16 protein-coding genes are annotated in these 18,560 nt (G+C 71.0%); 4 read left to right on the top strand and 12 right to left on the bottom strand.

Annotation, left to right across the window (positions count from 1 at the left end; all coding sequences use genetic code 11):
- The first annotated feature begins 333 nt into the window (after positions 1 to 333).
- Positions 334 to 3,024, top strand: a complete 2,691-nt coding sequence (locus ACGLYG10_RS16285; protein ID WP_083566034.1) for a DUF222 domain-containing protein — start codon at positions 334 to 336, stop codon at positions 3,022 to 3,024.
- A gap of 24 nt (positions 3,025 to 3,048) precedes the next feature.
- On the opposite strand, the gene ACGLYG10_RS15425 is transcribed toward ACGLYG10_RS16285, so the two are convergent.
- From ACGLYG10_RS15425 to ispF, 4 genes are all read right to left on the bottom strand, one after another.
- The gene (locus ACGLYG10_RS15425; RefSeq protein WP_073333975.1) at positions 3,049 to 4,290 is read right to left on the bottom strand and encodes a hypothetical protein; all 1,242 of its coding nucleotides are present in this window, start codon (positions 4,288 to 4,290) and stop codon (positions 3,049 to 3,051) included.
- 190 nt (positions 4,291 to 4,480) lie between these two features.
- Positions 4,481 to 5,476, bottom strand: coding sequence for a 23S rRNA (guanosine(2251)-2'-O)-methyltransferase RlmB (rlmB, locus tag ACGLYG10_RS15420; RefSeq protein ID WP_073333973.1), 996 nt, complete (start codon positions 5,474 to 5,476; stop codon positions 4,481 to 4,483).
- Between the two features lie 76 nt (positions 5,477 to 5,552).
- Positions 5,553 to 7,076, bottom strand: coding sequence for a cysteine--tRNA ligase (gene cysS / locus ACGLYG10_RS15415; RefSeq protein WP_073333970.1), 1,524 nt, complete (start codon positions 7,074 to 7,076; stop codon positions 5,553 to 5,555).
- 31 nt (positions 7,077 to 7,107) lie between these two features.
- Positions 7,108 to 7,710 (bottom strand): 2-C-methyl-D-erythritol 2,4-cyclodiphosphate synthase, encoded by a 603-nt coding sequence (gene ispF / locus ACGLYG10_RS15410; protein WP_083566032.1) that lies wholly within the window; start codon positions 7,708 to 7,710, stop codon positions 7,108 to 7,110.
- 223 nt (positions 7,711 to 7,933) lie between these two features.
- Here ispF and ACGLYG10_RS15405 point away from each other — a divergent pair, with 223 nt between their 5' ends.
- From ACGLYG10_RS15405 to ACGLYG10_RS15395, 3 genes are all read left to right on the top strand, one after another.
- The gene (locus ACGLYG10_RS15405) at positions 7,934 to 9,139 is read left to right on the top strand and encodes a methyltransferase domain-containing protein (RefSeq protein WP_244542717.1); all 1,206 of its coding nucleotides are present in this window, start codon (positions 7,934 to 7,936) and stop codon (positions 9,137 to 9,139) included.
- Between the two features lie 86 nt (positions 9,140 to 9,225).
- Entirely contained in the window at positions 9,226 to 10,674 is a 1,449-nt protein-coding gene (locus tag ACGLYG10_RS15400; RefSeq protein ID WP_083566030.1) for a serpin family protein, read from the top strand.
- 139 nt (positions 10,675 to 10,813) lie between these two features.
- Positions 10,814 to 11,215 carry a GNAT family N-acetyltransferase gene (locus ACGLYG10_RS15395; protein WP_395994451.1) on the top strand — a complete coding sequence of 134 codons (402 nt, stop codon included), beginning with the start codon at positions 10,814 to 10,816 and terminating at the stop codon, positions 11,213 to 11,215.
- Positions 11,216 to 11,263: 48 nt separating this feature from the next.
- On the opposite strand, the gene ACGLYG10_RS15390 is transcribed toward ACGLYG10_RS15395, so the two are convergent.
- From ACGLYG10_RS15390 to ACGLYG10_RS15355, 8 genes are all read right to left on the bottom strand, one after another.
- A complete protein-coding gene (locus tag ACGLYG10_RS15390) occupies positions 11,264 to 11,935 on the bottom strand; it encodes an HAD family hydrolase (RefSeq protein ID WP_073333963.1) in 672 nt (223 codons plus the stop codon).
- The gene (locus ACGLYG10_RS15385) at positions 11,932 to 12,471 is read right to left on the bottom strand and encodes a hypothetical protein (protein WP_073333960.1); all 540 of its coding nucleotides are present in this window, start codon (positions 12,469 to 12,471) and stop codon (positions 11,932 to 11,934) included. Before ACGLYG10_RS15385 ends, ACGLYG10_RS15390 begins: the two co-directional genes overlap by 4 nt.
- Positions 12,468 to 13,265: an HAD hydrolase family protein gene (locus tag ACGLYG10_RS15380; protein WP_073333958.1), complete on the bottom strand. Its 798-nt coding sequence runs from the start codon at positions 13,263 to 13,265 to the stop codon at positions 12,468 to 12,470. The genes ACGLYG10_RS15385 and ACGLYG10_RS15380 overlap by 4 nt, the downstream gene beginning before the upstream one ends.
- A 170-nt stretch (positions 13,266 to 13,435) precedes the next feature.
- Entirely contained in the window at positions 13,436 to 14,311 is an 876-nt protein-coding gene (locus ACGLYG10_RS15375) for a PTS system mannose/fructose/sorbose family transporter subunit IID (RefSeq protein WP_073333956.1), read from the bottom strand.
- A gap of 32 nt (positions 14,312 to 14,343) precedes the next feature.
- Positions 14,344 to 15,201 carry a PTS mannose/fructose/sorbose transporter subunit IIC gene (locus ACGLYG10_RS15370; protein WP_073333953.1) on the bottom strand — a complete coding sequence of 286 codons (858 nt, stop codon included), beginning with the start codon at positions 15,199 to 15,201 and terminating at the stop codon, positions 14,344 to 14,346.
- A 37-nt stretch (positions 15,202 to 15,238) separates the two neighbouring features.
- Entirely contained in the window at positions 15,239 to 15,733 is a 495-nt protein-coding gene (locus tag ACGLYG10_RS15365; RefSeq protein WP_073333951.1) for a PTS sugar transporter subunit IIB, read from the bottom strand.
- Positions 15,733 to 16,185, bottom strand: a complete 453-nt coding sequence (locus ACGLYG10_RS15360; RefSeq protein ID WP_073333948.1) for a PTS sugar transporter subunit IIA — start codon at positions 16,183 to 16,185, stop codon at positions 15,733 to 15,735. The genes ACGLYG10_RS15365 and ACGLYG10_RS15360 overlap by 1 nt, the downstream gene beginning before the upstream one ends.
- Before the next feature lie 155 nt (positions 16,186 to 16,340).
- The gene (locus ACGLYG10_RS15355; RefSeq protein ID WP_139241028.1) at positions 16,341 to 18,464 is read right to left on the bottom strand and encodes an NAD(+) synthase; all 2,124 of its coding nucleotides are present in this window, start codon (positions 18,462 to 18,464) and stop codon (positions 16,341 to 16,343) included.
- Positions 18,465 to 18,560: the final 96 nt, after the last annotated feature.

Here is an 18,560-nt window from a genome sequence, read left to right as displayed (position 1 = left end):
AGGCCTCGCTCGGGCGCGGGAGGGCAGCTTGAGGATGGGCGGTGCTTGTGCTCGTGGTGCGAGGCCTCGCTCGGGCGCGGGAGGGCAGCTTGAGGATGGGCGGTGCTTGTGCTCGTGGTGCGAGGCCTCGCTCGGGCGCGGGAGGGCAGCGCCGCTGACCGCCCACATCCTCAGGTCTAGGACAAGCCATCCTCGGGCGCAGGAAGGTAGCGCTAGAGCGCGGGAGAGGTCGTCCTCGGACCGGCCAGAACACACCACCAGCCACACCCCCAAACACGAAGAGCCCGTTAAGGGCACGGAATTCATGTCGGTGCCCCGCGATACCGTGGACACATGTACGAAGGCAACGGTGCTGAGCGGCGATCCGGCGGGGCGTCCCCGACGGATCGGGCGGGGCTGCCCGGCGTCGGGAGGGGATCGACGGCGACCGTTGCCTGGGCCGCTACATACGGGGAGGCAGCGGCCGGGCCCGGGGTCGAGCAGGATTCCACGGTCGTGCCCGGAGCCGTGCGGGAGCCCACGGCGCTGATCGAGCACCTGGCGGAAGTACCTGCAGGCGCAGGTCTGGCGAGCCTGGTTGAGGGTCTGTTGGCCGGCATACTGGTACCCGCCAACCCCAACGGTGAGGCGGCCGGCTCCGCCGGGGAGAACGCAGCAAACGCAAGCGCGGTGGCTACTGCAAGCACCGCGGACGCTGCGAACATCACGGACGCTGCGAACACCACGGACGCTGCAAACACCACGGACGCTGCAAACACCGCGGATGCCGTGGGCATCGCCGAGCTGGCAGAAATACTGGGGACTCCCGACACCGGCGCACTGTTCAACACCATCACGAGCCCGGCCGACCGCGCCCTGGCGCAGGCCTCCGCACAGCAGGGCGTGGACTGGGGCGAGGGCACCGGCATCGACCGCCTGGCCGCGCTGGGCGGGCAAGTGCTCAGCGAACTGGTGGCGGCGTGCCACCGGCTGGTCTCCTGGGCGTCGTGGTGCGAAAGCGCGGCGGCTGCGTGCCTTGCCCGCACACCGGAAATGAACCGCGGCGCAGCTCCCTGGGGTCCGGACGGGCGACTCGAATGCCTGGTGACGGAGGAGGAGCGACGTTTCACCACCAGCGGGGAGATCGCCTGCCGACTCGGCACCACCCGCCAGAGCGCCTGTCAGATGTTGGATCGGGGCGAGGCTCTGCTACAACTCGAGTTCGCGGCCACCGAGACCCTGCACCGGGGCGGCCTGCTGGATGCGAGCAAAACCGCCCTGATTGTTCGGCGCCTGGAGGGTGCCGACGCGAGGGTGGCCAGGGCCGTACAGGAGCAGGTCCTGCCTCGCGCATCCCGCAGGACGACGTCGCAGCTGGCCAAGGACATCGACCGCGCCCTGGCCGCTTTAGACCCCGACGGCGCCGGCAGCCGCCGTAAGCGCAACCTGGCGCGCAGGCACGTTACGCGGCCCCGCCAGGCGGGCGAGGGCGTTCATGAAATGCGGCTCCTGCTGCCGAGCCTGGACGCGTTCCTATTGGATGCGACCCTGGACGCCATAGCCGCCTCCGCCCGGGCTGCCGGGGATGAGCGTTCCCCGGCGCAGCTACGGGCCGACGCCATCACCGGCATGACGCTGCGCACCCTGCAAGCCAGCCAGTACGCCGCCTGTCGGCCGTCTTTCACCGCACCTGCAAACGTCGACGACGCCGCCCCAGCAACTGTACCGACCAGCGTCGACGCCGGTGCCCCGCCGCCTGCACCGGCCAGCGCACAGCTGCTGCCCGACGGGGTCCCGTTGGAGGGGTTGCTGGCCGGGTTGAGCAGCCTGGTTGTGCCCTCGCTCCCCTGGTGGACGCCCTCCGGGGTAGAGGCGGTCTTCCCACCGCCGGGGATCACCATCAATGTCGACGTCGCCGTCCCCTTGGAGCACCTGCTCCCCGACGGCGCCGGCGCCATCGGGGATGACCCGCCAACCGGATACGGCCCGCCCATCGGGGATGACCCGCCAACCGGGTACGGCCCTCCCACCGCCGGCGATACGCCGGGGCGGCCCACGGACGCCGTAGTCGGGCGATCCTTCGCATCCGACGGGCGAAGTGTGCCCGAAACGCTCCCGGCCGACGGGAGCAGTGCGCCCGCCGCAGGTCACTCAGACTCACCTACGCGAGGCGGAAGCAGTGCGCCCACCACAGGTCACTCAGACTCACCTACGCGAGGCGGAAGCAGTGCGCCCACCACAGGTCACTCAGACTCACCTACGCGAGGCGGGAGCAGTGCGCACACCGCGGTTTTGGACGGTCAGCGCCCCCTCCCCTACACCGGGACAGCCGCAGGCGCGGCTCCTGCGGCCGAGGTCACCATTGGGGTCGGCACGGCGCCGGTGCCCGCCGCCACTGCCCGCGCCCTCGCAGCCGGCGGGGTCTGGCGCAGGCTGGTCACCGACCCGGTCTCGGGGACGGTAGTCGACGTGGGCCGCACCCACTACCGGCCCCCGGTCGCCCTGCGCGAACTCGTACAGGCCAGGGACGGCTCCTGCACTTTCCCGGGCTGCACCATCCCCGCCACCCGTTGCGACACGGACCACATTCAACCCTGGGCCGAGGGCGGGGCGACCAGCCTGAGTAATCTCACCAGCCTGTGCCAGGCCCACCACCGGCTCAAGCACACGCCCGGTTGGAGCCTCAGCCGCACCGACTCCGGTGATCTGACCTGGTGTACTCCCAGCGGTGCTCGCTACCAGCGCAGCCTGGACGGGAGCATCACCCTTCTGGCCCACAAGATCGGCCCTCGCCAACTGCTTGTCCCCGCCCAGAAGGTGCCCGCGCACCTCACGGAGGCCGTCGACGACGCCGTCCTGAGTCGTCTCCAGCACGGCCTTGAGCTCAGTGCTCGAGACGCCGCTCGTGCGGGCGGGCGCCCGCGAGTCACCAGCCGCGGTCCCCGCCCCGGCCAGCCCGTCGGCGCTTTCGAGACCACTCCCTACTCGGAGGCCCTGCACGACCTCGGCCTGGCCCCACTGCTAGACGAGATTCCGCCCTTCTGACATTCCGCCCTTTTGACCGCCTAGTCAGGCCCCGAGCTCCTCGGCAACCAGCGCCATCTCCTGGTCCGCACGACGCCGCAACTCCCGGTGTCGGGTCCAGGAGGCGAGGGAGGCCTCGGCGACCGCGTCGACCAGCAGCACCACACCCGTGGCCAGCAGGCCGCGGTGTGCCACCCCGGTGCGGTCGCGGCGGTGCACCGCCGTCCCGATCAGCGCCCCGCCGATGCCGGCCTCCAGGGCAACGCCGGCCCGCATGAGCCAGGGCCGCTCGGTGACGACGCGAATGTAGGTCTGCCAGAAGGCCGAACCGGGCGCCTCCGGGTCCTGCAGCATGAGCCCGACCGAACGCCCCACGGCGTTGGACAGGCCGCGCGGCTCGTGCACCACGGCGCCGGGCGCCTCCGCGGGCGCCAGCCGACCGGTCAGCACCGACGCCACCCAGTCGGGCAGGCCGAGCGCATCGATCAGGGCCACCAGGCCGTCGATACCGGGGGTGGAGAAGGCCTCCGCCACCGCCTCCGCATCCGCCCCGGGCACGGCCGCGGCCACGAGCGAGACGTCGGTGGAGTCGGTGAGCATTTCATCCACCAGGGCGCGCAGGGCCGGCCCCGGCTCGGCCACGCCGCCCCACACGTACTGCGAGGTCATGCCCCAGGAGAAGACGGCGTCGTCCTCACTCTCGCCGGTGGTGACGGCGCGTACCGCGATGTCACGGGCGTCCACGGTCAACACCAGGGCCGGCAGAGACTCCTTGTCCCAGCCGAAGGAACCCAGCTGGTTGCCCTCACCGGAGTACATGACGATGCGCCGGTCGAGCGCGGGCAAGGAGGTGACGGCCAGCGGACGCTCCAGCAGGGTGGCCTGCAACGGCACCATGTAGGCACTGAGCGGAGAGACGACCACGGTGCGGGAACCCTCCGGCGTCTCCGAGGCCACGGTCGGCAGGGCGACATCGACGGGCAGGGCGTTGAAGGAGGCCGGGCCGATGGTGACATCCCCGGAGAACTCGCGCGCAAGGGACTCAACCAGCTCGCTGATGCGAGTTCCGGCCATCACGCCGCCACGCGACGGCGGGGTGACGGCCACGCGCCCGTCGGCGTCGGCCAGCAGTGTGAGGGAGAGCAGGTGGGGGGTCGCCGGGTACCACTCGAGGCGGGCGACTACCCGCTCCGCCTCGAGGCGCGCGGCAACCGCGTCCGGCTGGGTTCCGGGCACGACGAGTACGCCCTCGGTGCGGTTCCAGCGCTGTGCGGGGTCTTGAGCCATGAAGGCCTCCTAGTCGGATGGTGACGACCGTTGTCCGGCCCGTCCACGCGACGGGCGGGGACACCACCATTGTGTCAGCATAGAGCCTCCCGGTCAGCCCGGGGAGCCCCGACCGGGGTCGCCGGGTTGCCTGGCCGGGGGAAGCCGGACCACCCGGCCGGGTCGTCAGGCGGCCGGAAAGCCTCGGCGGTTACTTGCCGGCCCCGGCCCGACGGCGCAGCCGGTCGACCTCGTACAGGGCGATGCCGGTGGCCACCGCGGCATTGAGCGACTCCACCGTCCCGGCGATCGGGATGGAGATCAGCAGGTCGCAGGTCTCGCGCACGAGCCGCGACAGTCCGCTGCCCTCCGCGCCGGTAACCACCACCAGCGGGGAGTCGGCCAGATTCAACTCCTCCACCGGCGTATCCGCCCGCCCGTCCAGGCCGACGACGAAGCAGCCCTCCCGCTTGAGCGCCTCGAGGGCGCGCACCAGGTTCGTCTCCCGGGCGACCGGCACCCGCGCGGCGGCGCCGGCGGACACCTTCCAGGCGGCGGCGTTCACGCCCGCGGAGCGGCGCTCGGGCACGATCACGCCGTCGACGCCGAAGGCCCCGGCCGAGCGCAGCACCGCCCCCAGGTTGTGGGGGTCGGTGACCTGGTCGAGCGCCACCAGCAAGGGGGTGTGCCCGGCGGCGCGGGCACGTTCCAGCAGGTCGCGGGCGAGCACGTACTCGTAGGCGGGCACCTCAATGGCGACCCCCTGGTGGGCGGCGCCCTCGGTGAGGGCCTCCAGGTCGAACTTGGTGGCCTCCACCACCGGCGCCCCGACCAGGGCGGCCCGCCGCACCACGGCGCCCAGGCGGTCATCGGATTGGGCGGAGGCCGCCATGAACACCCGGGTGATGGGCACGCGTGCGCGGGCCGCCTCCGCCACCGCGTTGCGGCCGCAGACGATCTCGTGGTCCCGCGGCACGTTGAAGCGCTGCCGGGCGGCCTCCAACTGCCCGGAGCGGGTCGGCTGAGCGGCGCGGGCCTCGGCCCGGGCCTTGGCGCGCGCCTTCGGGTGGCCGACGCGGTCCTCGGCCTTGGGGGTGGGTCCGCGCCCCTCCAGGCCGCGGCGGCGCACACCGCCGGAGCCCTTGAGCGGGCCCGTCTTCTTGCCCTGCTTGCGTATGGCGCCGTGGCGCCGATCATTTCCCGGCATCGCGGGCCTCCTGTTCTGCGGTTGGCGGCCGGTGGCCGCGGTGACGTTGGTGTTGCGCCGGGGTCGACGCGGCGGGTCAGGCCAGGTGCCAGCGGGCCCCGGTGGCACTGTCCTCGACGACGACGCCGGCCGCGGACAGCTCGTCGCGCAGCGTGTCCGCCCGCGCCCAGTCCTTGGCGGCGCGGGCCTGCGCCCGCTGCTCCAGCAGCCCGGTGACCAGCTGGTTCAGGGCACGCATGGCGGCGTCGTCCGTGCTGCCGCCCGCGCCGAGCACGCGATCGCGCCAGGGCTCGGCGAGCGGGTCGAGGCCGAGCACGTCCAACTGGGCGCGCAGGTCCAGGGCCGCCTGGGCGACGGCGTCGAGGTCGGGGTTGGGCGCGGCCAGGGCCGTGTTGAGAGCCTTGAGACTGGCGTGGACGACGGCCATGGCGCCGGCGAGGTTGAGGTCGTCGTCCATGGCTGCGGCGTACTGCGCGGGCAGGTCCCGGGCGCGCACGGCCGCGGCGGGGGCGTCGACCGGGTTCGGGCCGCCGTCAGCGGGCGCGGTGATCTCCAGGGCGCGCATGATCGCCCCGGACAGCCGCTCCCATAGGGAGGCGGCGTCGGCGAGAGTCTCCTCGGAGAACTCCACCGTGGAGCGGTGGTGGACGGTGCCCAGCGCCAGGCGCAGCACCGCCGGGTCGTAGCGGTTGAGCAGTTCGGAGACCACCAGCGAGTTGCCCAGGGACTTGCTCATCTTCTCGCCCTTGATGGTGACCCAGGCGTTGTGCACCCAGTGGCGGGCGAAGCCCCAGCCGGCCCCGTGGGACTGGGCCTGCTCATTCTCGTGGTGCGGGAAGCGCAGGTCGATGCCGCCGCCGTGGATGTCGAAGGACTCCCCCAGGTAGCGGCGGGACATGGCCGAGCACTCCAGGTGCCAGCCGGGCCGACCCCTGCCCCAGGGGGCGTCCCAGGCGGCGTCCGCGGGCTCGGTGGGCTTGGCGGCCTTCCACAGGGCGAAGTCGCGCGGGTCGCGCTTGTCCGCCTCCACCTCCGCGTCGATCTGGGAATCCTCCTCGGTGGTGGCCAGGTCGTCGACGCTCTGGTTGGTCAACGACCCGTAGTCGGGCAGGGAGCGCACATCGAAGTAGACATTGCCGGGCTGCCCGGTGTAGGCGTGTCCGGCGTCGAGCAGCCGCTGCACCAGGTCGATCATCTCGGGGATGTGGCCGGTGGCGCGCGGCTCGTAGGTGGGGGGCTGCACGCCGAGGGCCCGGTAGGCGGCGTCGAACTCGCGCTCGTGACGCTGCGCCCACGCCCACCAGGGCACGGGCGGGTCGGCGGCCGCGGACTTGGCGAGGATCTTGTCGTCGATATCCGTCACGTTGCGGATCAGCACGACGTTCTGCCCGCAGTGGGTCAACCAGCGGCGCAGCACGTCGAAGGCGATGGCGCTGCGCATGTGGCCGATGTGCGGGGAGCCCTGAACCGTGGCACCACACAGGTAGATCGCCACCGTACCGGGCGTGACGGTGGGCGCCAGGGGCACGACGCCCTGAGCGGCCGTGTCATACAGGCGCAGGTTCAGCGCGGGACGCGCTTCATTGGATGAGGTGCTCACGGCCGCAGCCTAGCGGGTGCGGCAAGTCCGGCTACACCTGCGGCACCGGCCAGACCAGGGCGGAGGCGACGGCCGCCAAACCCTCCTCACGCCCGAGGAAGCCAAGGTGGTCGGTGGTCGTGGCCGAGAAGGCCACCGGGGCGCCGACGGCGTCACTCAAGGCGGTTGTGGCCTCCTGCATGCGCCCGGCGACACGCGGGCGTGCGCCGACCAGTTGCACGGCGACGTTACCGATTTCGAAGCCGGCCGCGCGCACCCGCCCCGCGGCCTCGGCCAGTAGCGCGGCACCGGCGGCGTTCTCCCACTCCGGCGCATCCGTGCCGAAGTTACTGCCCAGGTCCCCCAGGCCGGCGGCGGACAGCAGGGCGTCGCAGCAGGCGTGGGCGACGACGTCGCCGTCGGAATGCCCCTCCAGTCCGACCTCGTCGGGCCAGTCCAGGCAGGCCAACCGCAGCGGGGTGTCGGAGTCGGTGGCGGCGAAGGCGTGCACGTCGGTGCCGATGCCGGTGCGGGGCGTCCACTGGGCGATCTGCGCGCGGTAGGCGGCGGCGTCGGCCTCGGTGAACGTGGCGGTGCCGGCCGAGTGGCGGGGCGTGCGTCGCGCAGGGGTATCACTGTCGGGTTGATCGGTCATGCCCCACAGTCTGCCGTATATCTACTCGTGACCCGTGTATCCGTTTGTTGCCCCGCGCGTCGCCGGGAGCACCGGCCGCCTTGACGCGGTGGCAGGATCCGGCCGGACAATGCGCCCCGTGGCTCCCGCACGCACGTCCAGCAACACTCCCCCGGCCGCACCGGCCGGGTCGACGTCGCTGTGCGCGCTGCACGAGGACGGCACCTGTCACTCCTGCCCGCACATGTCGACGCCGCTGCCCGTGCAGCTGGCCCGCAAGCAGGCCCGGACCGTCGCACTGCTGGCCGACGGCGCGAACCCCGTCCCGGCCGCGGCCTGGGAGCGGCCGGCGGCGAGCGCGCCGAAGCGCTTTCGCAACAAGGCCAAGATGGTGGTCTCGGGGACGGCGGCCAAGCCGCTGCTGGGCATTCTCGGGCCGGGCGGGCACGGTGTCGATCTGCGCACCTGTCCCCTGCACGTGCCCGAGATCGAGGCGGCGCTACCGGTACTCGCACGCGCGATCACGACGCTCGGGCTGACGCCCTACGACGTGTCCGCGCGGCGTGGCGAGCTCAAGCACCTGCTGGTGACGGCCTCCCCGGACGGGGACCTGATGGTGCGCTTCGTGTTGCGCAGCCGCCGACACGTCGACGACCTGCGCGCCGCCCTGCCCAGCCTGCGGCGGGCGCTGCCGACGCTGGCGGTGCTCAGCGCCAACATTCAGCCGGTGCACCAGGCGATTATCGAGGGGCCCGAGGAGATCCTGCTCACCGAGGACGACCGTCTGCTCATGCGGCTGCACCTGCCGGCGTGGGGCGTGGCGGAGGAGGACGCGACGGGTGCGGGTCCGACGGAGCTGCCGTTGTACCTGCCCACGCGTTCCTTCTTCCAAACCAACACCGGCATCGCGCAGGCGCTTTACGCCACGGCGCGGCGGTGGGCGGATGATGCGCTCACGGTTCCCGGTGCGGCGCCCACGGCTCCCGCCGCGACGCCCACCGCCCCGCGGGCCCCGCGGCGGGTGTGGGACCTGTTCTGCGGCGTCGGCGGCTTCGCCCTGGCCCTGGCCGGACCGGATCGGCGCGTGCTGGGAGTGGAGGTGTCGGCGGCGGCGATCGACGGCGCCCGGGCCGCCGCCCGACTCATGAGGCTGCCCGACGATCGGGTCCGGTTCGAGGCGGGCGACGCCTCCGTGCTCGACCCGGGAGCCGGGCCGGTGCCGGACCTGCTGGTGGTCAACCCGCCGCGGCGCGGCATCGGGGCGGAACTGGCCGAGCGCATCGAGGCCGCGGGGGTGGAGCGGGTGCTGTACTCCTCCTGCAACCCCGCGAGCCTGGCGAAGGACCTGGCGCGGATGCCCTCGCTGCGGCCGCGGCGGGCGCGCCTGTTCGACATGTTCCCCCACACCGACCACGCCGAGGTCCTCGTAGACCTCCGCCGACGTCGGTAGACGTTACGTGCCAAGACCGGTTGTTAGGGCGGGTCTGGGCACGACGGCCCATGGATCGGTGCCGCCTTGTCACGTAGCCTCGTGACATGGCGAGCAACGACGCTGCACCCGGTCCCTTTCCATCCGCCCCCTCAGCATCGACCACCCCCTCGGCCCCTGCACCCCCGGGCCGCACTGCGCCCGGCCGCGGGACTCGCGGCCTGTCCCGCCGCCGGGCGCTGGCGCTCCCGCCCGCCATCGCCGCGCTGGTGGCCCTGGGCGGGTGCGGAGTATTCGGAGGCTCCGCGCGGGCACAGGCCTACGACACCGACGCCGTCCACCGCGAGATCCCGCTGGAGGACGCTCCCGGCGCGCCGGATGCCGCGGCCGCCTGCGCCGCTCTGAGTGAGTCGCTGCTGCGCTTCCGCCTGGGAGAGGAGCCCGCGGCTAACGCCTTGACCTGCCCGGTCGGAACGGCCCTGACCATAGCCCTGCTGTACGCGGGCTCCGACGCCCCCGCCGACGGCGTGGACTCACTGCTCGGCGTATCGGCCGCCAAGGCCGCCGACGCCGATTCGGGCACCACCCGCGACCTGACCTGGTCGGCGCTGCAGAACGCCCTGCTGGCCTACGACCCCAGCGATGAGGAACTGAACGACTTCGACCCCGAGCAGATCCCGGAGGCCCCGCTGCTGCACATCGCCAACCGGGTGCTGCTGGTCGGCGATGACCCGGCAGTGGAGCAGTCCTACCTGGATGCCGCCCGCGAGTGGTATGCCGCCACCACCGAGCACGCGGACCGCGACGACGCCAAGGCCGCCCTGGACGCCTGGGCCGAGCGCCACACCGGCGGGCTGATCAAGTCCTCGGGCATTGAGATCACCAAGGACACGCGGCTGGTGCTGCAAAACGCCCTGCTGTTCGCCGCCCGGTGGAGCACTACCTTCGACGCGAACCACACTTACGACCAGGACTTCACCCTGGCCGACGGCTCCACGGTCACCGCCCGGCTCATGCACGAAGACTTCTTCCGGCCCTGCGTGCAGGGCGAGGGCTGGCAGGCCGTGCGCCTGCCCTACTGGGACGGGGACGACGACGCCCAACTCGTCATGGACGTGATCCTCCCCGACGCCGGCGTCGCTCCGACGGATCTGCCCGAAGGCGCCTGGGAGCAGGCCTCGGCGGCGCTGGACGCCGTCACGGAGGACCGGAGGAGCGAGGTCGTGCTGGCCCTGCCCACCTTCGACCTGAAACCCGGGCCCGTGGACCTGCTCGCCTTTCTGGACGCCCAGGGCACCACGCTGGACTCCCTGGAGCACATCGGCGAGGACCTGGTCGTCGACCAGGCGGTCCAGCAGGTCCGCCTCATGGTCAAGGAGGAGGGCACGGTGGCCGGGGCGCTCACGGAGCTATCCGGAGCCGGCGCGGCGGCGCCCCCGGAGGCGCCGGTGCAGTTCATCGTGGACCACCCCTTCGCACTGCGCATCGTCGACCAGTTGACCGGCCTGGTGCTGATCGAGGGCGTCATCATGGACCCGACCGCGGCCGCCGAGTAATTCCGGCCACGCCGCGGCCCCGCCTCCCGAAGGCCGGCCGAACGGTTACGCTCTTACTCGGCAGTCCCTCCCATGACCGTAAGGAGTACCCGTGAGCGTCGACGTCATCACCCAGTCCACCCCCGAGCTCGTCGAGGCGATGGAGCGCCTCATCCCCCAGCTCTCCCGCAGCGCCCCGGCTCTGACCGCCGCGCAGTGCGAGGCCCTGGTCGCCCAGCCGGGCGTGTACCTGTTCGCCTTCCGCCCCGACGCGCCGCTCGCCGACGGCACCACCCCCATCCTGGGCATGCTGACCCTGGCGACCTTCACCATCCCCACCGGACTGCGCGCCTGGGTGGAGGACGTCGTCGTCGACGGCGACGCCCGTGGCCACGGTGCCGGCCAGGCACTGGTCGAGGCCGCCGTCGAGTACGCCCAGTCGCTGGGCGCCCGCACCGTCGACCTCACCTCGCGCCCCTCCCGGGAGGCGGCCAACCGCCTGTACCGCCGGGCCGGCTTCAAGCTGCGCGAGACGAACGTTTACCGCTTCTCCGGCGAGTGATCCCGCGGCCGGTCCGGGGCGCGGCGTCGTGCATGCCCCGGCCCACGCTCAGGGCTCTGCCCACAGCAGCAGGTGCGGCGTGACGGCCTTCAGGTCCGGGACGACGACGAGCCCCGGGTCCGCCGGGAAGTGCTTGTGCCCGCCGATTTGGATCACCCGCAGGTCGTTGGAACGGGCGGAGGCCGCCCCGGTGGCGGAGTCCTCGACGACGACGCACTGGTCCTCGCTCAGTCCCAGCAGGCGCATTCCGGCGGCGTAGGGGGCCCGATCGGGCTTGCCCGGCAGGCCGTCGTCGCCGGTTATCAGGCCGGCGAAGACGTCGCCGAGCGCGTGCGCAACCGCCTCGACGATCGGGCGCGGGGACTGGGTGACGATCACCTGCGCCAGCCCGACCTCCAGCAGGGTCTGCGTGATCTCCCGCGCCCCCGGCACCAGCGGCGGGTTGGCCTTGACGGCGGCCTCGACGTCGGCGGCCATGCCGGTGAAGATCGCCTCGGCCGCCGGGTCGTCGGGGCCGGGGGCCGCCCCGGTGGCCGCGATGAGTTCGTGGGTGCGGCGGATGGAGGCGCCTTCCAGGGCGGTGACCTGTGCTGCGGTGACGGTGCCGCCGGCGGCCTCGCAGCGACGGCGGAAGGACTCATCCCAAAAGGGTTGGGAGTTGATGAGCGTGCCGTCCATGTCCCACAGGACGCCGCGTACATAGCGGCCGGAGTCACTCATCGCTTGCTCCCGGAGTTGCGCCCGCCGTTGCCCGACCGGCCGCGGCCCTTGTTGCCCTTGGCGCGTCGGCGTTCGGCCCGCTCCGCACGCCGAGCAAGCTTCTCCTTCTCGCCCTGCGCCCACTCGACGCGCCCGGTCAGCCAGTCGCGGGTTTCACGGGTGAGCATCTTGTTGTCCTCCAGCAGGCCGCCTGCGCGCAGCTCGGTGAAGTCCAGGTACTCGGAATTGCGGGTGCGCGCGTACTGTCGCTCGGCCTCGTGCAGGTCCGCGGCATCCCGTGCGACCTGCCGCTCGATCATCTGCCGCCCCAGCAGCAGGAAGATCGCCAGCACCAGGGCCACGATGCTGCCGTAGCCCTTCGTGGGCGCATACAGCAGGGCCGCCAGGACGGACAGCCCGACGGCGGGCCCCATCATGCCGTAGGTGTACCCCTCGGAGCGTCCGTCGTGGCCGCGGGCCCAGGCACGGAGCTTGGCGCGCCCGTCCGGGTCGCCACCATTGAACCAGTCGCGCACCCGCCCGCCGATGCTGCTCATCGTTCTGCCTCCTCAAGTAGCCCGTCGATCAGTTCGGCCATGGATCCCACCGACCGCTCGCAGGCGGCGACGACGTCGGGCGGGGACCAGGGCAGGCAGATGGCGTGGTCGGCGACGACGTGCATGGAGATGTCGTTCCAGGAGTCGCCCACGCTCCAGGTCTCGATCCGCTCCCCCGGCAGGGGACCGTCGGTGCCGGTGAGCACGTCCACCAGGTCACTCAATCCGGCGCCCTTGGTGGCCCCGGCGGGAATGACGTCGAGGAACTCCTGGTTGCGCACCACCTCGATCTGATCCGGCCAGCGGGCGGTGAGGTCGGTGGCGATGCGCTCGCGCACGTCGTCGTCGCGCACCCGCATGGGCACCCCGATGAAGCGGTGGCAGGGCATCTCCTCCAGGGTCATGGGCAGGAAGATCTCCAGGATTGGGGAGGTCTCGTGGTAGGTGTCGGACAGGATGTGGTCCGCCTCCATGGTGGTGGCGAAGACGGTGAGCCCGTCGATGCCCTGCAGAAAGTCGGCGATCTCGTGCGCGACGCCGTCGGGCAGGTAGCGGGCGGAGAGGACCCGGTAGTCGCCGTCGATCAGGACGGCGCCGGTGAAGGTGACGGCGTAGTCGAAACTCATGCCGGCGGCCGTGAGGGTGTTGCGCGTGGCGAAGACGGACTTGCCGGTGTCGACGACGAGCAAGTTGCCGGCGTCCCGCCAGCGCTGCATGGCTTCCAGGTCGGCGGAGCTGACGCGCCGGTCGAACAGGACCGTGCCGTCCAGGTCGGTGGCGATGAGTTGACGCACTGCTTCTCCTGCCAGGCCGAGTTATGTGCTGGGTAACAGATTACTGACTGGGCGCCGGGAGCACACCAGTGATGCGGGTGGAATTCGGTCGGAACGGGCGTCGAGGTCGGTCGAAGTCTCGCAACTTCGACCGACCTCGACGGTAACAACGACCGACCTCGGTGGTCGGGCTATAGGCCGAGCCAGCCGGTCCAGGCGCCGAGGATGCCGATGACGAACATGCCGAGAATGATCCACAGGGCGTTGATCTTCTTATTCAGCAGCCACATGCACAGGAAGGTCAGCCCCAGCGCGGCCACGCCCGGCAGCAGCTGGTCGAGAATATTCTGCAGGGTGGTCTCGGTGACGGTGCCGTCGTCCGCCTCCACCGAGGAGATCACCCCGGGGAAGTTGATCGTCGTCCATTTGGCCACCAGGGCACCCATGACGAACAGACCGGTGATGGCGGCGATCTGCGTGATGCGCTTGAGCTGGCCGCCGCCGACCTCACTGACCATGGCGGTGCCGCGCTCGTAGCCCCACTTCAGGCCGTACCAACGCACCAGGATGCGAATGACATTGATGCCCAGGAAGTAGATGAGCGGGCCGAGCCACGCACTGCTCGAGCCGGTCAGGGCCAGGGAGGCACCCAGAGCGCCAAGCACGGGCCGGATGGTCCCCCAGAAGATGGGGTCGCCGACGCCGGCGAGCGGGCCCATGAGGCCGACCTTGACGTTGGTGATGGTGTCATCACCGATTTCCTCGCCCTTGGCACGCTGCTCCTCCATGGCGGCGGTGACGCCGAAGACCACCGAGGAGATCCAGGGGTGGGTGTTGTAGAACTCCAGGTGGCGCTTGAGGGCGGCCGCCTGTTCGGTCTTGTTGGACGGGTAGAACCTCCGGATCGCCGGCATGAGGGTGATGCAGAAGCCCATGGCCTGCATGCGCTCGAAGTTGAAGGATCCGAGCAGGAATGTGGAGCGCCAGTACATGCTCCGCAGGTCGCGGTCGGTGAGCATGCGCCCGGTGTCGGGAGCGGCGTCGATTTCAGTGGACTCAGTGGACATGGTCGTGTTTCCTTCCCTGTTCCTTGCCGCGGTCAATCGAGCTCGTCATCGAGTTCGTCGTCCAAGTCGTCGTCCAGGCCGCCGGAGCCGCCGCCCACTGCTGCGGGGGCGGGACGCGGCAGCTGAACCGACTCGTGGAAGTCGGGGTTGAGCTGGACGTAGATGAAGGCCAGGCAGACGCCCATGATGCCCAGGGCGACCAGGGTGATACCGGTGTCCAGGGTGGTCATGGACTGCGCCACGATGAAGCCGATGAAGAAGAAGGGCATGAGTTTGCGCGCCCGCATCATGTTGATGACCATGGCGTAACCGACGACGACGATGAAGCCACCGGCGATCTGCAGGCCCTCGGTGACGACCTCGGGAATCAACCCCAGGGCGCGCGCCACGGAGTCACCGGAGGCGACCACCGCGACCGCGGCGGTGGGAATCGCCACGCGCAGGCCCTGCAGGGACAGCGCGATGAAGTGCATGATCTGAATGCCCCGCATATTGCCGTCCTCCGCGAAGCGGTCGGCCTGGTGGGCGAAGAACACGTTGATGGTACGTACGAAGATGGTCAGGGCCTGGCCGGCGACGGCCAGCGGGACGGCGACGGCGATCGCCTCATCGTGGGTCTGTCCGCCGGCGATGGCGATGACGGTGGAGATGGTGGATGCCAGTGCGGCGTCGGGGGCCATGGCGGCGCCGACGTTCATCCAGCCGAGGCTGAGCAGCTCGAGGCTGCCGCCAACCATGATGCCGGTGGTCGGATCGCCCATGGCGAGCCCGGTCAGGGTGCAGGCGATGATGGGTCGATAGAACATGCGTTCGTCCAGAACGGAGTCGCAACCGGCGAGGAAGGCCACGAGGGTCACGAGGATGATCTGGACAGCACCGATGTCATGCATGAGAGTGCTTCCTGGTGGGGACGGATAGGGGAGGGGGTCAGTTGATGAAGCCCTTGGACTTCAGCGTTTCCATCAGGCCGGTGCGCCCGGAGGAGGGGACCTGCTGGATGTATTGGCTGATGCCGCGGGAGTCGATCTCCTGGAAGTTCTTGACGTCCTCGTCGGAGACGTAGACGGCCTGCGACAGGGCCTTGGTGCCCTGCTTGAAGGTCATGCCGCCGACGTTGACCTCATCGGCCTGGATGCCCAGGTCGAGCAGGCGCACGATGTCTGCCGGGGTCTCGACGACGATGACGGCCTTGAGGTTCTCGTACTTGGGGTTCTTGTACACGCGGGCGGCCTTGGCGACGGTCAGCACATGGACCTTGACCTTGCCGCCGCCGGTCTGGAGCATGAGCGTCTTGCGCAGCTCGTCGTTGGCGGCGCCGTCGGAGACGGCGAGGATGGCCTCGGCGCCCAGGGAACCGGCCCAGTTGTTGGCGACCTGGCCGTGGACCAGGCGGGAATCGATGCGCAGGAGCTTGATGTCCATCAGAGCTCGTCTCCTTCGTCGTCGTCGGAATCGGTGGTGGTGGGTGGGGTGAAGATCTCGGAGAGGACCTTGACGCCGCCGGCGCCGGAGGTCTTGGCGACCTCGACCAGCTCGGTCAGGTCGCCGCCGGCCAGGCGGCGGCCGAGGACCTCGATGAGCATGGGCAGGTTCACCCCGGTGACGACGTCGGCGTCCTCACGGGCGGCGGCGAAGCGGGCGGCGGCGTTGTAGGGGCTGCCGCCGAGCAGATCCACGAGGATGAGGTACTGCCCCGAGGCGGAGGACTCGACGGCGTCGGCGTACTTCGCCAAGAGGTCGTCCGGTCCTTCGCCGGGGTCGAAGCTGATGGGGACGACGTCGTCCTGCGGGCCGGCGATCATGGCGGCGGAGTTGAGCAACCCCTCCGCCAAATGACCGTGGGCCGCGACGATCACTGCAACTGATGACTGCAACGGCGGGCTCCTGCCAGTTACGCACCGCGGAGGCGGTGACTATCGGTGAGTGGGGACATAGCGGCGACGCCGTGCCCCGATTGGCTGAAGCATATGCCAAATCGTTTGAACTGGCGCCGTTCTATGACGCGGCCCACAGTAGCACGCGGCTGGTCTCAGATCTCGGGAACGTTGCGCTCAATTTCAGCGAGCCATGGCCCGGCGTCGGCGTCGGAGGGCATGCGCCAGTCGCCGCGTGGGGACAGCGTGCCGCCGCCGACCACCTTGGGGCCGTTGGGCAGCGTCGAGCGCTTGAACTGACTGGAGAAGAAGCGCCGGAAGAAGACCAGTTCCCACTTGCGGATGTCGGCGAGCGTGTAGGCGACCTTCTCCTCCTCGGGCAGGCCGGCCGGCCACTGCCCCACGCTCGGGTCGGCCCAGGCCTTCTCCGCCAGGAAGGCGATACGGGAGGGGCGCTCGCCACGCCGCAGCACGTGCCACAGTGTGAAGTCCTGCAGCGCGTAGGGGCCGATCCGCGCCTGAGTGGACTGGATGGGTTCGCCGTCGTCGGCCGGAACCAGCTCGGGGCTGATCTCGGTGCTCAGCACGGCCAACAGCACCTCGCAGGCCTGCTCGGAGAAGAGCTTCTCGGCCACCACCCAGCGGATCAGGTGCTGAATCAGGGTCTTGGGTACGCCCGCATTGACGCCGTAGTGGGCCATCTGGTCGCCCACCCCGAAGGTGCACCAGCCCAGGGCCAGTTCGGACAGGTCGCCGGTGCCCAGCACGATGCCGCCGCGGGCGCCGGCGATGCGGAACAGGAAGTCGGTGCGCAGCCCGGCCTGCACGTTCTCGAAGGTGACGTCGTAGACCTCGCGGCCGCGCTCACCGCGCCCGTAGGGGTGGTCCATGGCGGTGAGCATCTGCTCGGCGACGGGCCGGATGTCCAGCTCCTCCACATGGCAGCCGAGCGCGGTGGCCAGGGCGAGGGCGTTGTGCTTGGTGGCGGCGGAGGTGGCGAAGCCGGGCATGGTGATGGCGTGGATGTCCGTGCGCGGGCGACCGAGGCGGTCCATGGCACGGGCGGCGACGATCAACGCGTGGGTGGAGTCCAGGCCACCGGAGACGCCGATGATGAGCTTGGGGTTGCCGATGGCGCGCAGCCGCTGCTCCAGGGCGGACACCTGAATGTTGTAGGCCTCGTAGCAGTCCTGGGCGAGGCGGTCGGGATCGTTGGGGACGAAGGGGAAGCGGGACACCTCCCGGCGCAGTCCGATGTCGGTGCGGGGCGCGGCCAGGGCGTCCCGCGGGATGCGTACGGTGCGGAAGACGTCGGGATTGGTGGGGGCGGCGCTGCCGCGGGCGAAGGTGCGGCGGTTGTCGTCGAAGGTGCCCTGGCGCAGGCGCTCGGCGCGCAGGCCCTCGAGGTCGACGTCGACGACGGTGGCGCGCGGGGAGTCGGGGAAGCGCTCGGTCTTGCCCAGCAGGGTGCCGTTCTCGTAGATGAAGGTCTGCCCGTCCCAGGCCAGGTCGGTGGAGGACTCGCCCTGCCCGGCGGCCGCATATACGTAGGCGGCCAGATCGCGGGCGCTGGAGGCGCGGGCCATCAGTCGGCGCTGCTCGGCGCGGCCGACGGTGACCGGGGAGCCGGAGAGGTTGACCAGCACGGTGGCGCCGGCCAGGGCCGCGATGGAGGACGGCGGGACCGGCACCCACATGTCCTCGCAGATCTCCACGTGGAAGACCAGCCCGGGCACGTCCTCGACGGCGAAGAGCAGGTCCGGCCCTAGCGGCACGCTCACGCCGTCGGCGTCGGGGCCGACGCCGGGCAGGGGGACGGTGGCGGGCAGGTCGCCGGCTCCGGCGGCGAAGTGCCGGGACTCGTAGAACTCGCGGTAGGTGGGCAGGTACGACTTGGGGGCGACGCCGCGCACCGCCCCGCCCTGGATGACGACGGCGCAGTTGAGCAGCCGGTCGCCCACGCGCAGGGGGGCGCCGACGACGAGTGCCGGCAGCAGGTCGGCGCTGGCGACGCGGATGGTTTCGAGTGCGGCCAGCACGTTGGCGGCCAGCAGGTCGTCCAGGAGCAGGTCGTCGACGGAGTAGCCGGTCAGAGTCAGCTCGGGGAAGGCGGCCAGTACCACGCCGTCGGCGGCCAGGGCGCGGGCCTGCTCCACAACGGCGGCGGCATTGGCGGCGGGGTCGCCCATGGACACCGGCAGGGTGACCGCGGCGACGCGCGCGAAGCCCTGGTCGTAGGCGGAGTGGAAGGCGATGTCGGTGCGCTCCGGGTTGCTCATGGGCCGATCCTGGCACAGCAAACCCGACAACGACTCTTGTCAAATCGTTTTCTTCACCGTAGTGTCTTCATGCGTCCCGGGAACACGCGGCCCCGG

It is taken from the genome of Actinomyces glycerinitolerans, assembly GCF_900098745.1.
Taxonomy (GTDB): domain Bacteria; phylum Actinomycetota; class Actinomycetes; order Actinomycetales; family Actinomycetaceae; genus Actinomyces; species Actinomyces glycerinitolerans.
This window is presented reverse-complemented; position numbering and strand designations above follow the sequence as displayed.